We start from the raw sequence: 16072 nt of genomic DNA, 5'->3' as shown, positions 1-16072 counted from the left end.
TCGCCGCGCGGGTGCGTCAGCCGCTGATGACACTCATGCGCCGGACCAGAGGGACATGCCGTGCCAAGCGAAACAGCGGCTCGGTCAGACGCAGCAGCCAGCTGCTGGCCACGGCGGCGAAGGGGGTAAAGTAGCCCCAGCCCAGGCCCAGCAGCGAGAGGAACACCGCGCCGATGTAATCGTCCTGGCCCCAGTGGGCACCGGCCACCAGGCGCGGCATCATGAACAGGAAGGTCAAGGCCCACACCAGGAGCCACTGGCCAGCGGTGCGCATGAACATGCTCATGAACAGCGCCCAGATCAACAGCACAGAAGCGTGGTCGCCCGGGAAGCTCTGGTTGGACGAGTCCTTGATCTGCAGACGCTTGTCCAGATGCGGGAAGTAGTCGCTCAGGTGCACCGCCTTGTCGCCCAGCACGATGGAAATGCTGTCGTGCTGCAAGCCCAGCGGGTCGCAGATCTTCTCGAACACGGTACGGATGATCACCATCAGCACCAGGATGGCAACGAAGCCGAGGATGGCTGGTCGCACTTCGCTGGCCTTGAACACCCAGTCGCCGCGCAGCAGCAGGCATAACATGATGATGCCGACGATCAGGTCGAACGGTCGTACGCTGCCCACCGCCCAGATGTGACGCCAGGCGCTATTGGTCGCCAACGGCTGGTTGAGCAGGTGAAAGAACCATTCGTCGAATGCTGTGCACAAAGCGTTGCCGACCGGCCATAACCAGAAACACAAAAGCGCGATCGGGATTAAATTACAAATTACCAGGCCGCGGACGTTCCACCTTGCTTGGAACAGTTCGGGTTTGTTCATAAGATACCCCTTGGTTCTTTACCTTTTGCACCCCACTTGAGGTGCAGAGACGCGCTTTATAGGCGCTTGCCATCCTTTTGTCATCTATATCAGATACCCACACTATGCACGATTTGCCAGACACCGATTTCACCCAGCGTTTCATGTTCGACGAGAGCGACGTGCGCGGCGAGCTGGTCGCCCTCGAGCACAGCTATGCCGAGGTCCTGGCCAAACACGCGTACCCCGAACCCGTCGCGCAGCTGCTGGGCGAGTTCATGGCGGCGGCAGCCTTGCTGGTGGGCACCCTCAAGTTTGACGGCCTGCTGATCCTTCAGGCGCGCTCCGAGGGCCCGGTTCCGCTGCTGATGATCGAGTGCTCCAGCGAGCGCGAGATCCGCGGCCTGGCACGTTTCGACGCCGAGCGCATCGACGCTGGCGCCGGGCTGCCTGAGCTGATGCCCGAGGGCACGCTGGCGATGACCATCGATCCGACCAACGGCCAGCGCTACCAGGGCATCGTCGCCCTGGACGGGGTTGACCTGTCGGAGTGTTTCTCCAATTATTTCGCCTTGTCCGAGCAGTTGGGCACGCGCTTCTGGTTGCGCGCCGACGGCACCCGTGCTCGCGGCCTGCTCCTGCAGCAGCTGCCCCGCGAGCTGCAGAAAGACGATGAAGAGCGCGACGCCAGCTGGCAGCACATCACTGCGCTGGCGCATACGCTGAAAACCGAGGAGTTACTGGGCCTGGACAACGAAACCGTGCTGCATCGCCTGTACCACGAAGACCCGCTACGGGTCTTCGACGTGCAGCCGCTGCGATTTCGTTGCAGCTGCTCGCGCGAGCGTTCGGCGCGCGCGCTGATCAGCCTGGGCCATGAGGATGCCGAGCAATTGCTGGCGGAACACGGCGGTACCGTGGAAATCGATTGCCAGTTCTGCAACCAGCGTTACCTGTTCGACAGCACCGACGTGGCACAGCTTTTCGCTGGCGCGGGCGTAGATTCGCCGTCAGATACCCGTCACTGAAAGGTTTTAGCACTGCCAAGTGAATCAAGCTGCGCCGGATTAACGACGTTTCAGCAGGAGGGGCCTTCTCGAAAGGCCCATTCCTAGGCATAATCCGGCCACTTTTACCGCTGTAGTAGGTTTTGCTGGTCTACTACAAAACGTTTGGAGCACTCGGCCACAGGCCTACGGGGAACCTCATGACGCAAGCCAATAACGCCGTGTACACCGACATCAGCACCGCTCAACTGGTGGAAGAAGCCATCCGTCGTGGTGAGGGCGAGCTCGCCGCCAATGGCTCGCTGGTCGTCAGGACAGGCCACCGCACCGGCCGCTCGCCGGTCGATCGCTTTATCGTCGAAGACGCTACCACTCAGGACACCGTGTCTTGGGGCCCGATCAACCGCAAGTTTCCGGCCGACAAGTTCGACGCGCTTTGGGACCGTGTGGCGGCCTACCTGGGTGAGCGTGAACGCTTCGTTTCCCATGTTCATGTCGGCTCCGACGAAGCCCACTACCTGCCGGTCAAGATGACCACCGAAACGGCCTGGCACAACCTGTTCGGCCGCTGCCTGTTCATCAACCCGGCGCAGTACAACCCGTCCTCCAAGCAGGAATGGCAGGTGATGAACGCCCCGTGGTTCGTCTGCGAACCCGAGCGTGACGGCACCAATTCCGACGGCACCGTGATCATCAACTTCGCGGCCAAAAAGGTCCTGATCGCCGGCATGCGTTACGCCGGTGAAATGAAGAAAGCCATGTTTTCGGTGCAGAACTTCCTGCTGCCAGCGGTCGACGTGCTGCCGATGCACTGCGCCGCCAACATGGGCGAAGACGGCGACGTCACCCTGTTCTTCGGCCTGTCGGGCACCGGCAAGACCACCCTGTCGGCTGATGAAAGCCGTTACCTGATCGGTGACGACGAGCACGGCTGGGGCGTGGGTGTGGTGTTCAACATCGAAGGCGGTTGCTATGCCAAGTGCATCGACCTGACCGAGAAGAACGAGCCGGTGATCTGGAAAGCCATCCAGTTCGGCGCCGTGCTGGAAAACGTCGTGCTGCACCCGGAAACCCGTCTGCCGGACTACACCGATGACAGCCTGACCCAGAACAGCCGCGCCGCCTACCCGCGCGAGCTGATCGAGAAGCGCGCACCGCTGAACCTCGGTGGCGAGCCGAACGCGGTGATTTTCCTGACCTGCGACCTGACGGGCGTGCTGCCACCGGTGTCGATCCTCAGCGAAGAGCAGGCCGCCTACCACTTCCTGTCCGGCTACACCGCGCTGGTCGGCTCCACCGAAATGGGCTCGGGCAGCGGCATCAAGTCGACCTTCTCCACCTGCTTTGGCGCGCCGTTCTTCCCGCGCCCGGCCGGGGAATACGCCGAGCTGCTGATCAAGCGTATCCGTGGTTTCGACTCCAAGGTGTACCTGGTCAACACCGGCTGGACCGGCGGTGGCTATGGCGTCGGCAAGCGCTTCAACATCCCGACCACCCGTGGCGTGATCGCTGCGATCCAAAGCGGGGCGTTGATCGGTGCCGAAACCGAGCACCTGGCCACCATCAACCTGGACGTGCCCAAGCAGGTTCCAGGCGTCGACACCGGCCTGCTCAACCCGCGCAATACCTGGGCCGACAAGGCAGCCTACGACGAGGCGGCCAAAGGCCTGGCCTCGCTGTTCATCGAGAACTTCAAGAAGTTCGAGGTGAGCGACGCGATCAAGGCCGCCGGCCCTCAGTTGTAAGCTGAGCTGCGACACAAAAAAACCGCCTTCGGGCGGTTTTTTTGTGGCTGGGTCAGCCTTCGTCGGGGCTGAACGACTTGGTGGCCGAGCAATAACGCGACTGCGCCGTCTTGGCCTCCTCGTCGTTGTTCTTCTCGACCCGGCGGCCCCAGTCCTTGCACTGCTCGCGGAAGTACACCTGCGCCGCGCGCCGGCATTCGCGGCGCTCCACCGAGCCCTGGTAGAAGTTGGCGCAGACGCTGGCATTGTCGATGACGTTGTCGCTGATTCGCCACTGCGCCCGGTAGGCATTGCGGCCATCCCATTCGCGAATGGTCGCGCTGGCGATCAGCCAGGTCTTGTGCCGAGTGTTGACCGGGCGATTGGCGCCGGACTTGTAATCGGCCATGTACTGGGCCGACACCATGTTGGTCGGAGTAGTCAACAACGGCTTGGGCGCCGGGCTCGGCGCAGGCGCGGCCACGGCCGGCTGCGGGTCGGGCAGCGAAATATCGATGCGCTGCGCCACCGGCTGCGCAACCGGCGCGGGCGCCGGCTCCGCCGGCTCGGCCTCGCTGGCGGCGGCCACCGGGGCGGGGGTGCTGGCAGCGGGCTTCGAGGTGAACAGTTGCGGCGCTAGCAGCCATGCCGCCAGGCCGAGCACAGCGACATAGATCAACAGTCGGCCACGCCCGGCGCCGCCAGCCTGGGGCTGTGCGGCACGCGAGGGATGGCTGCTGAGCACGACGTCGAACTCGCCGGGGCGCGGCTTTTGAATGTGGGTGACGCCTTCGTCCTTGGGTTCCAGCATGGTCCTTTCCTCCAGCGCTCAGCTGCAAGTGTGCGATGGCACTTTGAGCGCGCTGGGGAGGTTAAACCCTCGGCAAGGACTTGACTAGATCCCTCCACTCACTTGACGACGAGCGTCGGCCTGGCCCTTGAGGCGCGCTCCAGGTCCATCAGGCCACGCCCGTACGCCTCACTGTTGGCATACACGCCGCTGCGATCGGCGCTGTCGAGCAGTAGCTGGCGGACCTGCTGTGGAGTCATCTGCGGGTAACGGCTCTGCAGGGCGGCGAGCGCCCCGGCCACCAGCGCTACGGCGGGTGAGGTGCCTGCTGTCTCGCCATATTCGCCATCCTTGTAGGTGGTCAGCAAGCCGTGGCCTGCCCCGGAGTCGCCGCCGGGCGCGGCGATGCACCAGCGCGTTGCCACGCCGCAATAGTTGGCGTTGGTGTTGATGGCCCGGCCGCTGCTGTCGACCGCTACGACAGCCAGCCAACCCGCCTCCAGCTCAGGCACAGCCAGCGGCAGCCCAGCTTCGGCCAGTGGCTCGCGGCGCAGTTCGTTGCCGGTGGGGAATACCAGCACGGCGCCTTCGTCGACCAGCTTGCGGGCTGCGGCCAGGGAAGCCGGCATCACCTGGTTGTATCGCTTCTCGGTAATCTGCGTTGCCGGTATGGAATTGGCCCACGAATTACTCAACACGGAAGCGCCACGCTCGAAGGCGTATTGCCAGGATTCGGCGATTTGCTCATCGAAAAAGAACGGCTGGTTGTCGTCACCAAAACGCATGGGGATCAACCGTGCATTGTAGGCAATGCCGTGCATGCCCTTGCCGTCCTTGTTGGCGGCGATGATGCCGGCCATTTGCGTGCCATGGCCGTGTCTATCGGCAACGCCTGGCTGTTGGGTGACATGGTCGTAGCCCGGATCCGCCAAGCGGCCCTTGAACTCCGGCAGGTCGCGATTGAGTCCCGAGTCGATGACCGCCACTATCTGGCCTTCACCCGTGCCGCCGCGAGCGTACAACGCGGCCGCCTTGACCACGCTCAATGCAGGCAATGCCCGGTATTCGGCTGTCTCGAATTGCACGTAGCGAGGATCCACCGGCGCAGTGGCGTTATAGTCCGCCGAACCACTGAACGCCCCGGTAACAAGAAACGAATGCGGCATGGCAACCTCCATGAGTGACATGAAGGTCCACTATGTCGCCTGCCAGGCGCGTTGTCCGAATTTGAGTGTTGCAAAAGCTGATGAGAGGATGGCGTTTTTCCATCCCCAGCCGAGCCCGCCATGACCGAATCGACCCCGCAGCGCCAGCAATACCGGCATTTTCAGCCGATCACCTTGCGCTGGCACGACAACGACATCTACGGGCACGTCAATAACGTCACTTATTACAGCTTCTTCGACACAGCCGTTAACACTTATCTGATCGAGCACGGCGGCCTGGATATCCACGACGGCGCTGTGGTGGGCTTTGTCGTCAGTTCGGCGTGCGACTACTTCGCCTCGGTGGCCTTTCCCGCGCGTATCGAGGTCGGGCTGCGCGTCGGCAAGCTGGGCAACAGTTCGGTGCAGTACGAACTGGCGCTGTTCAAGGTAGGGGAGGATGAGCCCTGCGCGGCCGGGCGCCTGGTCCACGTGTTTGTGGACCGGGCGTCGAATCAACCGGTGGTGATCCCTCAAGGCTTGCGCGAGGCGTTGCAACAGCTGGCCTAGCGCACAGGCCCCAAGGGTCGCAAGGCGGGTTGCCGTCAGGCAATCCGATTGGACTGCGCTGACCTCTCCAACCGGATTGCCACGAACTTCGAGGTCGGCGTATGGCTGCCGGCACCGACGCTCTCCAGCGGCACCAATGGGTTGACCTCCGGGTAGTAGGCTGCTGCCTGGCCGGCCGGGATGTCGAAAGCCAGCAAGGTGAAGCCGTTGACCCGGCGCTCACGGCCGTCATCCCAGATAGCGATCAGGTCGGCCTTCTGCCCGGGCTGAAAGCCCAGGCGAATGATGTCCGCCTCGTTGACGAACACCACCTCACGCTGACCGCGCACGCCGCGGTAGCGATCGTCCAGGCCGTAGATGGTGGTGTTGTACTGGTCGTGGGAACGCATCGACTGCAGGATCAGGTCCGGTACCTGGCCGGTGGCGCGCACGCGTTCGTTGACCAGGTCCATCGGCAGCAGGTTGGCCTTGAAGTTGGCTCGCGCGCTGGCGGTGTTCCAGCGACGTTCGGCGGCGCTGTTGCCCAGGTAGAAGCCGCCCGGGTGCTCCAGGCGCTGGTTGAAGTCCTTGAAGCCGGGCAGGGTGTCGGCGATCAGGTCGCGGATGCGCCGGTAATCGGCGATCAGCCAGTTCCAGTCCACCGGGTGGTTGCCTAGGGTGGCAGCGGCGATGCCCGCGATGATCGCCGGCTCCGAGCGCATTTCCCGCGACAGCGGCTGCAGCTGGCCGTTGGAGGCGTGGACCATGCTGAAGGAGTCTTCCACGGTGACGGCCTGGGGGCCCTCGGCCTGCAGGTCGATGTCGGTGCGGCCCAGACACGGCAGAATCAGCGCGTCCTTGCCGTGCATCAGATGGCTTCGGTTGAGCTTGGTGCTGATCTGCACGGTCAGGGCGCAGTTGCGCAGGGCCTCGGCGGTACGAGGGCTGTCCGGAGTGGCCTGGGCGAAGTTGCCGCCCAGCCCGATGAACACCTTGGCGCGGCCGTCGAGCATGGCGTGAATGGCCTCGACCACGTTGTGGCCGTTGCTGCGCGGCACCTTGAACTGGAAGCGTTTTTCCAGCGCGTCGAGCAGGAACACCGGCGGGCGTTCGTTGATGCCCATGGTGCGGTCGCCCTGCACGTTACTGTGGCCACGCACCGGGCACAGGCCGGCGCCCGGGCGGCCGATATTGCCGCGCAGCAGCATCAGGTTGGCGATTTCCTGAATGGTTGCCACCGAGTGGCGGTGCTGGGTGATGCCCATGGCCCAGCACATGATCACGTTGTTGGCCTTGAGGTACATCTTCGCGGCCAGTTCGATCTCGCCCATTGGCAGGCCGGACTGCTCGACGATCTGTTCCCAAGGCGTGTCGTCGATCGAAGCGAGGTAGTCGAGCACGCCACCGGTGTGCTCGTTGAGGAAGTCGTGGTCGAACACCGACGGCGCCTGCTGGGCCTGGGCTTCGCGCTCCCACTGCAGGAGGAACTTGGCCATGCCGCGCATCATCGCCATGTCGCCGCCCAAGGCTGGGCGGAAATACGCGGTATTGGTCGGACGGTCGCCGTTGGTGAGCATCTCGATCGGGTGTTGCGGATGCTGGAAGCGTTCCAGGCCGCGTTCCTTCAAGGGGTTGATGCACACCACCTGGGCTCCGCGCTGCACCGCCTCGCGCAGCGGTTCAAGCATGCGCGGGTGGTTGGTGCCAGGGTTCTGGCCCCAGACGAAGATGGCATCGGCGTGCTCGAAGTCGTCGAAGGTGACGGTGCCCTTGCCCACGCCGACGCTCTGCGACAGCGCTACGCCACTGGCTTCGTGGCACATGTTCGAGCAGTCGGGAAAGTTGTTGGTGCCGTAGGCGCGCACGAACAGCTGGTACAGATAGGCTGCTTCGTTGCTGGCGCGGCCCGAGGTGTAGAACTCGGCCTGGTCGGGAGTGGTCAGGCTGGTCAGGTGGCGGGCGATCAGCTTGAAGGCGTTGTCCCAGCTGATCGGCTGGTAGCGGTCGCTGACGGCGTCGTAGACCATCGGTTCGGTCAGGCGGCCCTGATACTCCAGCCAGTAGTCGCTCTGCTCCAGCAGCGCGGTGACGCTGTGCTTGGCGAAGAAAGCGGCATCAACCCGGCGCTTGGTGGCTTCCCAGTTGACCGCCTTGGCGCCGTTTTCGCAGAATTTGACCATGCCGCTTTCAGGCGAGTCGCCCCAGGCGCAGCCCGGGCAGTCGAAGCCGCCATTCTGGTTGGTCTTGAGCATGGTGCGGATGTTCTTCAGCGCGTTGTCGCTGGTCAGCCACGCCTGGGTCACGCTGATCAGCGCGCCCCAGCCACCGGCGGCGCCTTTGTAGGGCTTGTAGCGTGGCGTCGGGGTCTTGTCGGCTTGATTATGGTTGCTCACGCTTGGTTCTCCATCGCAGGGCTATACACCCGCGGCTCGCTGTGTTGCGGCAGATGAATGAGGTTGAGGTTGTGCCGGCGCGCCCATTGCAGGGCCAGGCCGGTGGGGGCCGAAAGGCTGACCAGGGTATGGATGCCAGCGCGCAGGACCTTCTGGATCAGCTCCAGGCTGCAGCGGCTGGTGACCACGGCCAGGCCGCCGGCGGTGGCGATGTCCTGGCGGATCAGCGCGCCGATCAGTTTGTCGAGGGCGTTGTGCCGGCCGATGTCTTCGCGGCCCAGCAGCAGCTCGCCCTGGTCGTTCATGAACAGCGCGGCGTGCACCGCACCGCAGTGCCGACCCAGCGGCTGAAAGTCGCCGATGCGCTGGCGCAAGCCCTGCAGCCAGCGAATCGGCGGCAGCGGCGCCGGTTGCAGGGCGGCCAGCTCGGGCAATGCCTGCTCCACCGCCTCGACGCCGCACAGGCCGCAACCGCTGGTGCCGGCCATCTGCCGGCGCTGATCCTTGAGGTTCCAGAAGGCGCGGCTGGCGATCTCGACCTCGGCCTGTTGCGCCGAACCGCAGCCGCTGAGCTTGATGTCGTAGATCTCGTCGACGCTGGCGATGATGCCGCTGGCGATGCTGAAGCCGACGATGAAATCTTCAAGGTCGGTGGGGCTGACCAGCATCACCGCCTGGCTGATGCCGTTGTAGGCGATCGCCAACGCCACTTCTTCGGCCAGCGCGGTGCTGTCCGTAAGGTTGTCGGCAAGATGGCTGTAGCTATACGTCTGGCTGGCGGCAGGCGCGGTGGGCGCTGGAGCGGGCACTGCTCCTGCCGGGGTCTGGTGCATGAGCTTGGCGTTCATCACGCAATACCGGCAGTTACTCGAGCCTTAAGCCTAGGCCGGCGCGCCAGCCACGTCTAATCGCTTGTTCCGATACGCTGATAGATGGCGTCGATCAAGGCGTCTGCCACTGCTGTTGCAGGGCAAAGCACGCCTCGGCAAGTGCCGATCGTGGCGCCTGTCGGCGCATGATCAGACCCAGCGGCGCCAAGGTATGGGCCTGTTCGATGGGTTGCAGGCGCAGGTGCTCAGTGATGGCTGCATGATTGCCGTCCAACGGCATGATGGCGCAGCACAGGCCGCCATGCACCGCCTGCAGCAACTGGTGCACCGCATCGGTTTGCAGCAGTGGTCTGGGATGCAGGCCGCGGCTGTGAAAGTTGTGGTCGATGGACTGGCGAAAGTGCATGCCCACGGTGAGCATCGCCAGTGGCAGCTCGACCAGCGCCGGCCAGCTCAGCGGTTGCTCGCCGAATTCGAAGAAGCGCTGGTCGAACAGCAGGCCCATGCGCGTGTCCTCCAGGGCCAGGGTGTCGAAGCGCTCGGCGTCGAGGCGGTCGAGAAAGGACACGCCCAGGTCGATACGGTTGCTCGCCAGTTGCTCGAGAATCTGCTCGGAGCTCAAGGAGCTCAGCTCGAACGTCAGGTTGGGGTGCAGTTCATGCAACTTGCGCAGCAGCGGCAGCGGGTCGAAGCTCGACAGCGGTACCACGCCCAGGCGCAGGGTGCCGACCAGGTTACCGCGGCACGCCGCCGCTTCAGCCTGCAGGCCGTCGTAGGCCGCCAGCACCGTGCGCGCCCAGGCCAGCACGCGCTCGCCGGGCGCAGTGAAGCCCTCGAAGCGCTGGCCACGGTTGACCAGCGGCAGCTGCAATTCCTCCTCCAGGTTGCGCAGGCGCATCGACAGGGTCGGCTGGGTGATGTTGCAGCGCGCCGCCGCCTGGCCGAAGTGGCGAGTCTCGTCCAGGGCGATGAGGAATTTCAGTTGCTTGATGTCCATGGCGGCTTCCTGACCGGCGGTGGGCTAAAGGCCCTGGATGAGGTCGCGGTAATCGACCACGGCGGCGAATTCTTCGGTGTCCTTGGGGCCCTTGCGGCTGTCCGGTTCGTGTACCGCCAGCAGGTGGCCGATGCCGTAGCGCTGGGCGCTGCGCAGGATCGGCAGGGTGTCGTCGATGAACAGGCTGCGCGCCGGCTCGAACCCGGTGTCCTCGCGCAGGGCCTCCCAGAACTGCGGGTGCTCCTTGGGGTAGCCGTAGTCGTGGGAACTGATCATGCGCTCGAAGTAGGGCGCCAGCTCGATGCGTTCGAGCTTGAGCGACAGCGAATCGCGGTGCGCGTTGGTGATCATGATCACCCGCTTGCCGGCGCGCTGGATGGCGGCCAGGAAGGTGTCGGCGTCCGGACGCAGGGCGATCAAGTGGGCGGTTTCACGCTTGATCTCGCGAATCGACAGGTTCAGTTCGCGGCTCCAGAAGTCCAGGCAGTACCAGTTGAGGGTGCCGGCGTTGTTCTTGAAAATCGGCTGCAGCTCCATCTGCGCCAGGGCCAGGCTGGTGCCGTGCACCTCGGCGTAGCGCTGGGGCAGGTGTTCCATCCAGAAATGGTTGTCGTAGTGCAGGTCGAGCAGGGTACCGTCCATGTCCAGCAGCACGGTGTCGATATCGCTCCAGGGTATAAGAGGCATACTAAAGATTCTCAAAAGGTGAACGGACGACGATGGCATCCAACGGCGCCAGCCAAGGTATAGTAACCCGTTCACGCCAAGGAGCTGCTTATGCGCCAGAAACCTACCGTTCTCGCCCGCGAGATCGTTGCCAATAGCCGTCTGTTCCGGGTCGAGGAGGTGCAGCTGCGCTTTTCCAATGGTGTGGAGCGGACCTACGAACGCCTGGTCGGACGCGGCAATGGCTATGGTGCGGTGATGATCGTGGCGATGCTCGACGCCGAGCACGCGGTGCTGATCGAAGAGTACTGCGGCGGCACCGACGCCTACGAGCTGTCCCTGCCCAAGGGCCTGATCGAGCCGGGTGAAGACGTGCTGGCGGCCGCCAACCGCGAGCTCAAGGAAGAGGCCGGGTTTGGCGCGCGCCAGCTCGAGCACCTCACCGAGTTGTCGCTGTCGCCGGGCTACATGAGCCAGAAGATCCAGGTGGTGCTGGCCACCGACCTCTACGAAGAGCGTCTTGAGGGGGATGAACCGGAGCCCATGCGGGTCGACCGGGTCAGCCTGCGCGAGCTGTCCAGCCTTGCCCAGCACCCGCAGTTTTCCGAAGGCCGCGCCCTGGCGGCGCTGTACCTGGCCCGCGATCTGTTGACCGAGCGCGGACTGTTTGTGTCATGAGGAGTGTGTCATGAGCAGCGCGATGATCTATCCGCATCCCCTCCTGGCCGGGGTGGTCGAGCTGGCCCACCGCGCCGGTGATGCGATCCTGCCATTCTGGCGCAACAACGTGCAGGTCGACGCCAAGGCCGACGAGTCGCCGGTGACGGCTGCCGACCTGGCCGCGCACCATGTGATCGTCGCTGGCTTGAGCGCCCTGGCGCCGGACATCCCGATTCTGTCCGAAGAAGACTGCGCCATCGACCTGGCGACCCGCCAGGGTTGGCAGCGCTGGTGGCTCGTGGACCCGCTCGACGGGACCAAGGAGTTCATCGCCGGCAGTGAAGAGTTCACCGTCAATATCGCCCTGATCGAGCAGGGCCAAGTGGTGTTCGGCGTGGTGTCCATGCCCACCAATGGCCGTTGCTATGCCGGTGGCGCCGGGCTCGGCGCCTGGCGCTCGGAGCGGGGCCAGGCGCCGCAGCCGATTCATGTGCGCCAGGCCCCGCCAGCCGGCGCGGCCTTTACCGTGGTCGCCAGCCGGCGCCACTCCAGCGCCGAGCAGGAGCGCCTGCTGGCCGGCTTGAGCGCGGTGGTGGGGGCGCTGGAACTGGCCAATATCGGCAGCTCGCTGAAATTCTGCTTGCTGGCCGAGGGCGCGGCCGATTGTTATCCAAGGCTGGCGCCCACTTCGCAGTGGGACACGGCCGCGGCGCAGGGGGTGCTGGAAGGCGCCGGCGGCGAGGTGTTGCAGGTGGACGGGCAGCCTTTTGTGTATCCGCCGCGCGCGTCCTTGCTCAATCCGTTCTTTCTGGCATTGCCGGTGGGAGTGCAGTGGCGGGGGACCTTGCTGGCCTTGGCCAAAGGCTGAGGGCCTCAGCTAACGGTGCACCACATACTGCCCGGCGAACACCACCGCCGGCTCGTCACTGCCCTGATTGACCACGGTTGTCTGCAACGCCAGCCGCGCCCGTCCGCGGCGCAGGTACAGCTTCAGGAACCTTTCCCACAGCGCCGGCTCCGGCGCCTGGCACAGCACCAGGGCATCGCCGCTCACCGGCAGCGGATAGCTGATCTGGCCTTCCTGGATCACGATGTGGCCGTCCTCGACCCCAGCTTCGCGCAGGCTCAGATACAGCCAGCCCCAACCGGCCAGCACCGCGCCGCAATACAGGCTGCCGCCGAACAGGGTGTGCTTGTGGTTGACGTTGGGCGCCAGCGGCAGGTTCAGGCGCAGCGCCTGGTGCTGCCAGCTGGCCACGCTCAGGCCCATTTCGCGGGTCAGCGGAATATCATGATGCAACACCTCCTGCAGGTGCTGTACAGGATCAGTCATGCTCGTCTCCAGCGCCAAAGCTCAGGCCATGCTTGCGCAATTTGTCGTGCAGGGTCTTGCGCGGCAGGCCCAGGGCCTCGGCCAGGCTGCGCAGCGAGCCGTGCGGGCGGGCCATTTCTGCGGCGATCAGCGACCGCTCGAAGTGCTCGACCTGCTCGCTCAGGCCACCGCTCGGCGCCAGCCAGGGCTCGTCGCGGGTTCCGGCGTCGCGTTCCAGGGCCAGTTCCAGGCCCAGGGCAAAGCGCTCGCCGGCGTTCTGCAGCTCGCGCACGTTGCCCGGCCAATCGTGGCGCAGCAGCAGCGCCCGCTGCGCCGGTTGCAGCGCCGGGGGCTTGAGGCCGTGGCGTTGGCCGGCGGCGTCGACGAAGTGCTGGAACAGCAGCAGGGCATCCTCGCCGCGCTCGCGTAGCGGCGGGATGCGCAGCGAGGCGACGTTGAGGCGGTAGTACAGGTCGGCACGAAAGCGTCCCTGGTCGGCCGCCTGGCGCAAGTCTTCCTTGGTCGCGGCGACCACGCGGATGTCCAGGGCGATCTGCTGGTTGCCGCCCAGGCGCTCCACCACACGCTCCTGCAACAGGCGCAGCAGCTTGACCTGCACGTCCAGGCTCATGCTCTCGATCTCGTCGAGAAACAGGGTGCCGCCGTTGGCGAACTCGAACTTGCCGATGCGGCGTTTCTGCGCACCGGTGAAGGCGCCCGGCTCGTGGCCGAACAGTTCGCTCTCCACCACCGATTCGGCCAGCGCCCCGGCGTTGATCGCCACGAAGGGCCCGTTGCGGCGGCTGGACAGGTCGTGCAGGGCGCGGGCCACCACCTCCTTGCCGGCGCCGGTCTCACCGAGTATCAGCACGTCGGCGCGGGTCGCCGCCAGCGCGCCGATCTGCTCGCGCAGGCGCACGATGGGCGGCGAATGACCGAGCAGACGGCCATTCAACTGCTGGCGGTCGCTCAAGGCCATGCGCAGGCTGCGGTTTTCCAGCACCAGCCGGCGCAGGTCCAGCGCGCGGCGCACGCTGTCGAGCAGGGCTTCGCTGGCGAAGGGCTTTTCCAGGAAATCGTAGGCGCCGGCGCGCATCGCCTGCACCGCCAGCGGCACATCGCCGTGGCCGGTGATCAACAGCACCGGCAGCTCGCTGTCGCGCGCCTGCAGCTGCTCGAGCAGTTGCAGGCCGTCGATGCCTTGCATGCGGATGTCGCTGACTACCACCCCGGGCCAGTCGCGGTCGATGCGCTGCGCCACGCCCTGGGCGTCGCCCAGCGACAGCAGGCGCAGGCCGGCCAGGTCCAGGGTCTGACACAGGGCCTGGCGCAGGTGGGGGTCGTCGTCGATCAGCAGCACTTGCACGCTGCTGTCGATGGGAGCCATGGTCATGCAGTGGGATCCTCTGGCGGTTGCAGGTTGACGCCCGGGGTGCCGGCACGCAGGCGCAGGGTCAGCAGGGCGCCGCCGCGCGGGTGGTTGGCCAGCAACATTTCGCCGCCCAGCGCGCGCATCAGGGTATCGCAGATCGCCAGTCCCAGGCCAAGCCCCTGAGTGCGGGTCTTGGTGGTGAAAAACGGCTCGCGCGCGCGCGCCAGGGCCTGCGAGGTGAAGCCCGGGCCGTTGTCGCGAATGCACAGTTCGACGCCTTCGGCGGTCTGTTCGGCACTCAGCCACAGGCAGCGCGGGTTGGCTTTTTCGGTCAGGGCGTCGAGGGCATTGGCCAGCAGGTTGCCGAGCACCTGGCGCAGGCGCGTTTCCCCGGCCTGGACCCACAGCGGCGCGTCGGGCAGGTCACGGATCAACTCCACTGCCATGGCCCGGCGACGCTTGCCCAGCAGTGCCAGGGCATCGTCCAGCGCCGGCTGCAGGGCCACGCTTTCCAGGGCATGGCGGTCGCGGCGGGCGAAGGCGCGCAGGTGGGCGATGATCGAGGCCATGCGCTCGGTCAGCTCGCTGATCAGCTTGAGGTTGCCGCGCGCATCGTCCAGGCGCCCGTGGTCGAGCAGGATGCCGGCGTTGTCGGCGTAGCTGCGGATCGCCGCCAGCGGCTGGTTGAGTTCGTGGCTGATGCTCGCCGACATGGTGCCCAGCGCCGACAGCTTGCCCGCCTGCACCAGTTCGTCCTGGGCCTGTACCAGCTCCTGCTGCGCCTGCTCGCGCTCGAGCACCTCGCTCTTGAGCCGCTTGTTCAGGCCCTCCAGGTCGCTGGTGCGTTCCACCACGCGGTTTTCCAGGTCGTGCCGGGCGCGCGCCTCGAAGGCGATGCGGTCCAGGTAATTGCGCCGGCTCTGCATCATCAATCCGACCAGCAGCATCACCACCAACAAGGTGGCGCCACCCACGGCCACGACGGTGCGCACGGGGCGGTCGATCAGTGCGCGCGGGGCGAGAATGCTGACCTGCCAGCCGGTTTCCTCGATGGTGCGGGTCTGGGTGAGCCAGGCGTTGGCGTTGAGGTTCAGCGGCTGCGGGTCCTGGGTCGGGTAGGGCTGCACGGCGGCAATCGCCTGGTGATCCTCGGCGGTCAGCGAGCGGGTCGCGCGAAAGCGCCATTCCGGGCGCGACGTCAGGATCACCACGCCGTTGTGGTCGGTCAGCAGCAACTGTTCAGGCGTCTTGCCCCACAGCGTCTCGGTGTGGTCGAGGTCGACCTTCACCACCAGCACGCCCTTGATGCGCTCGCCCTCGCGTACCCCGGCGGCGAAAAAGTAGCCGCGTTTGGCCGAGGTGGTGCCCAGGCCGAAGAAGCGGCCCAGGCGTCCGGCGATGGCGTCGCTGTAATAGGGGCGGAAGGCGAAGTTGCGGCCGACGAAACTGTCGGGCTTGTCCCAGTTGGAGGCCGCCAGGGTCTTGCCGCTGTCGTCCATCAGGTACATGACTTCGGCACCGGTCTGGCGGGCGATCTCGTTGAGCAGGCGGTTGGCGCTGCCCTGCACTTGCGGGTCGGCGGGGGCTGCGAGCGCGGCGCGCAGGGCCGGCAGGTCACCGAGAATCTGCGGCAGGGTCTCGAAGCGGTGCAGCGTGCCCAGCAGGTTGGCGACGTAGAGGTCGAGGGTCTGGCGGTTCTGGCCGACCAGTTCGCTGCGGTAGTAGCGCTCGGCCAGGTGCTGCAGCGGCCACAGCAGCGGCGCCAGGCACAGGGCGAGCAGGGCCAGGTTGCGCCAGCGCGGGCGCCGGGGAAGGCTTGAGTTCAGCATGG

General features: G+C 65.5%; 15 protein-coding genes. 5 read left to right on the top strand and 10 right to left on the bottom strand.

Features of this window, described 5'->3' with window-relative positions:
* Nucleotides 1–16: 16 nt before the first annotated feature.
* Complete coding sequence (locus tag SFA35_RS24580; protein WP_320573648.1) at nt 17–817, bottom strand: phosphatase PAP2 family protein; 801 nt, start codon at nt 815–817, stop codon at nt 17–19.
* Nucleotides 818–921: 104 nt separating this feature from the next.
* On the opposite strand from SFA35_RS24580, the gene hslO reads away from it, so the two are divergent.
* Nucleotides 922–1824: an Hsp33 family molecular chaperone HslO gene (gene hslO, locus SFA35_RS24575; RefSeq protein ID WP_320573647.1), complete on the top strand. Its 903-nt coding sequence runs from the start codon at nt 922–924 to the stop codon at nt 1822–1824.
* A gap of 179 nt (nt 1825–2003) precedes the next feature.
* Nucleotides 2004–3548, top strand: coding sequence for a phosphoenolpyruvate carboxykinase (locus SFA35_RS24570; RefSeq protein WP_320573645.1), 1545 nt, complete (start codon nt 2004–2006; stop codon nt 3546–3548).
* Between the two features lie 52 nt (nt 3549–3600).
* Here the strand turns inward: SFA35_RS24570 and SFA35_RS24565 are convergent, their stop codons facing one another.
* The gene (locus tag SFA35_RS24565; protein WP_320573644.1) at nt 3601–4338 is read right to left on the bottom strand and encodes a hypothetical protein; all 738 of its coding nucleotides are present in this window, start codon (nt 4336–4338) and stop codon (nt 3601–3603) included.
* Between the two features lie 98 nt (nt 4339–4436).
* Nucleotides 4437–5483, bottom strand: a complete 1047-nt coding sequence (locus SFA35_RS24560) for a S8 family peptidase (protein ID WP_320573643.1) — start codon at nt 5481–5483, stop codon at nt 4437–4439.
* 120 nt (nt 5484–5603) lie between these two features.
* Here SFA35_RS24560 and SFA35_RS24555 point away from each other — a divergent pair, with 120 nt between their 5' ends.
* Complete coding sequence (locus SFA35_RS24555; RefSeq protein WP_320573640.1) at nt 5604–6032, top strand: thioesterase family protein; 429 nt, start codon at nt 5604–5606, stop codon at nt 6030–6032.
* Nucleotides 6033–6067: 35 nt separating this feature from the next.
* On the opposite strand, the gene SFA35_RS24550 is transcribed toward SFA35_RS24555, so the two are convergent.
* From SFA35_RS24550 to yrfG, 4 genes are all read right to left on the bottom strand, one after another.
* Nucleotides 6068–8404, bottom strand: coding sequence for an FdhF/YdeP family oxidoreductase (locus SFA35_RS24550; protein WP_320573638.1), 2337 nt, complete (start codon nt 8402–8404; stop codon nt 6068–6070).
* Entirely contained in the window at nt 8401–9237 is an 837-nt protein-coding gene (gene fdhD, locus SFA35_RS24545; protein WP_320579210.1) for a formate dehydrogenase accessory sulfurtransferase FdhD, read from the bottom strand. Before fdhD ends, SFA35_RS24550 begins: the two co-directional genes overlap by 4 nt.
* A gap of 109 nt (nt 9238–9346) precedes the next feature.
* Nucleotides 9347–10231 (bottom strand): LysR family transcriptional regulator, encoded by an 885-nt coding sequence (locus tag SFA35_RS24540; protein WP_320573635.1) that lies wholly within the window; start codon nt 10229–10231, stop codon nt 9347–9349.
* A 24-nt stretch (nt 10232–10255) separates the two neighbouring features.
* Nucleotides 10256–10918, bottom strand: coding sequence for a GMP/IMP nucleotidase (gene yrfG / locus SFA35_RS24535; protein ID WP_320573633.1), 663 nt, complete (start codon nt 10916–10918; stop codon nt 10256–10258).
* 90 nt (nt 10919–11008) lie between these two features.
* Between yrfG and nudE the strand changes: the two genes are divergently transcribed.
* A complete protein-coding gene (nudE, locus tag SFA35_RS24530; RefSeq protein WP_320573631.1) occupies nt 11009–11575 on the top strand; it encodes an ADP compounds hydrolase NudE in 567 nt (188 codons plus the stop codon).
* A gap of 22 nt (nt 11576–11597) precedes the next feature.
* Complete coding sequence (gene cysQ / locus SFA35_RS24525; protein WP_320579208.1) at nt 11598–12425, top strand: 3'(2'),5'-bisphosphate nucleotidase CysQ; 828 nt, start codon at nt 11598–11600, stop codon at nt 12423–12425.
* Nucleotides 12426–12434: 9 nt separating this feature from the next.
* Here the strand turns inward: cysQ and SFA35_RS24520 are convergent, their stop codons facing one another.
* From SFA35_RS24520 to SFA35_RS24510, 3 genes are read right to left on the bottom strand one after another with little or no spacing between them, the layout of a single operon-like run.
* Nucleotides 12435–12890 (bottom strand): thioesterase domain-containing protein, encoded by a 456-nt coding sequence (locus tag SFA35_RS24520; RefSeq protein ID WP_320573629.1) that lies wholly within the window; start codon nt 12888–12890, stop codon nt 12435–12437.
* Entirely contained in the window at nt 12883–14262 is a 1380-nt protein-coding gene (locus SFA35_RS24515) for a sigma-54 dependent transcriptional regulator (RefSeq protein WP_320573627.1), read from the bottom strand. Before SFA35_RS24515 ends, SFA35_RS24520 begins: the two co-directional genes overlap by 8 nt.
* The gene (locus SFA35_RS24510) at nt 14259–16070 is read right to left on the bottom strand and encodes a sensor histidine kinase (RefSeq protein WP_320573625.1); all 1812 of its coding nucleotides are present in this window, start codon (nt 16068–16070) and stop codon (nt 14259–14261) included. Before SFA35_RS24510 ends, SFA35_RS24515 begins: the two co-directional genes overlap by 4 nt.
* Between the last annotated feature and the right edge of the window lie 2 nt (nt 16071–16072).

Origin of the sequence: Pseudomonas sp. HR96, from assembly GCF_034059295.1 — a bacterium.
Classification (GTDB): domain Bacteria; phylum Pseudomonadota; class Gammaproteobacteria; order Pseudomonadales; family Pseudomonadaceae; genus Aquipseudomonas.
This window is presented reverse-complemented; position numbering and strand designations above follow the sequence as displayed.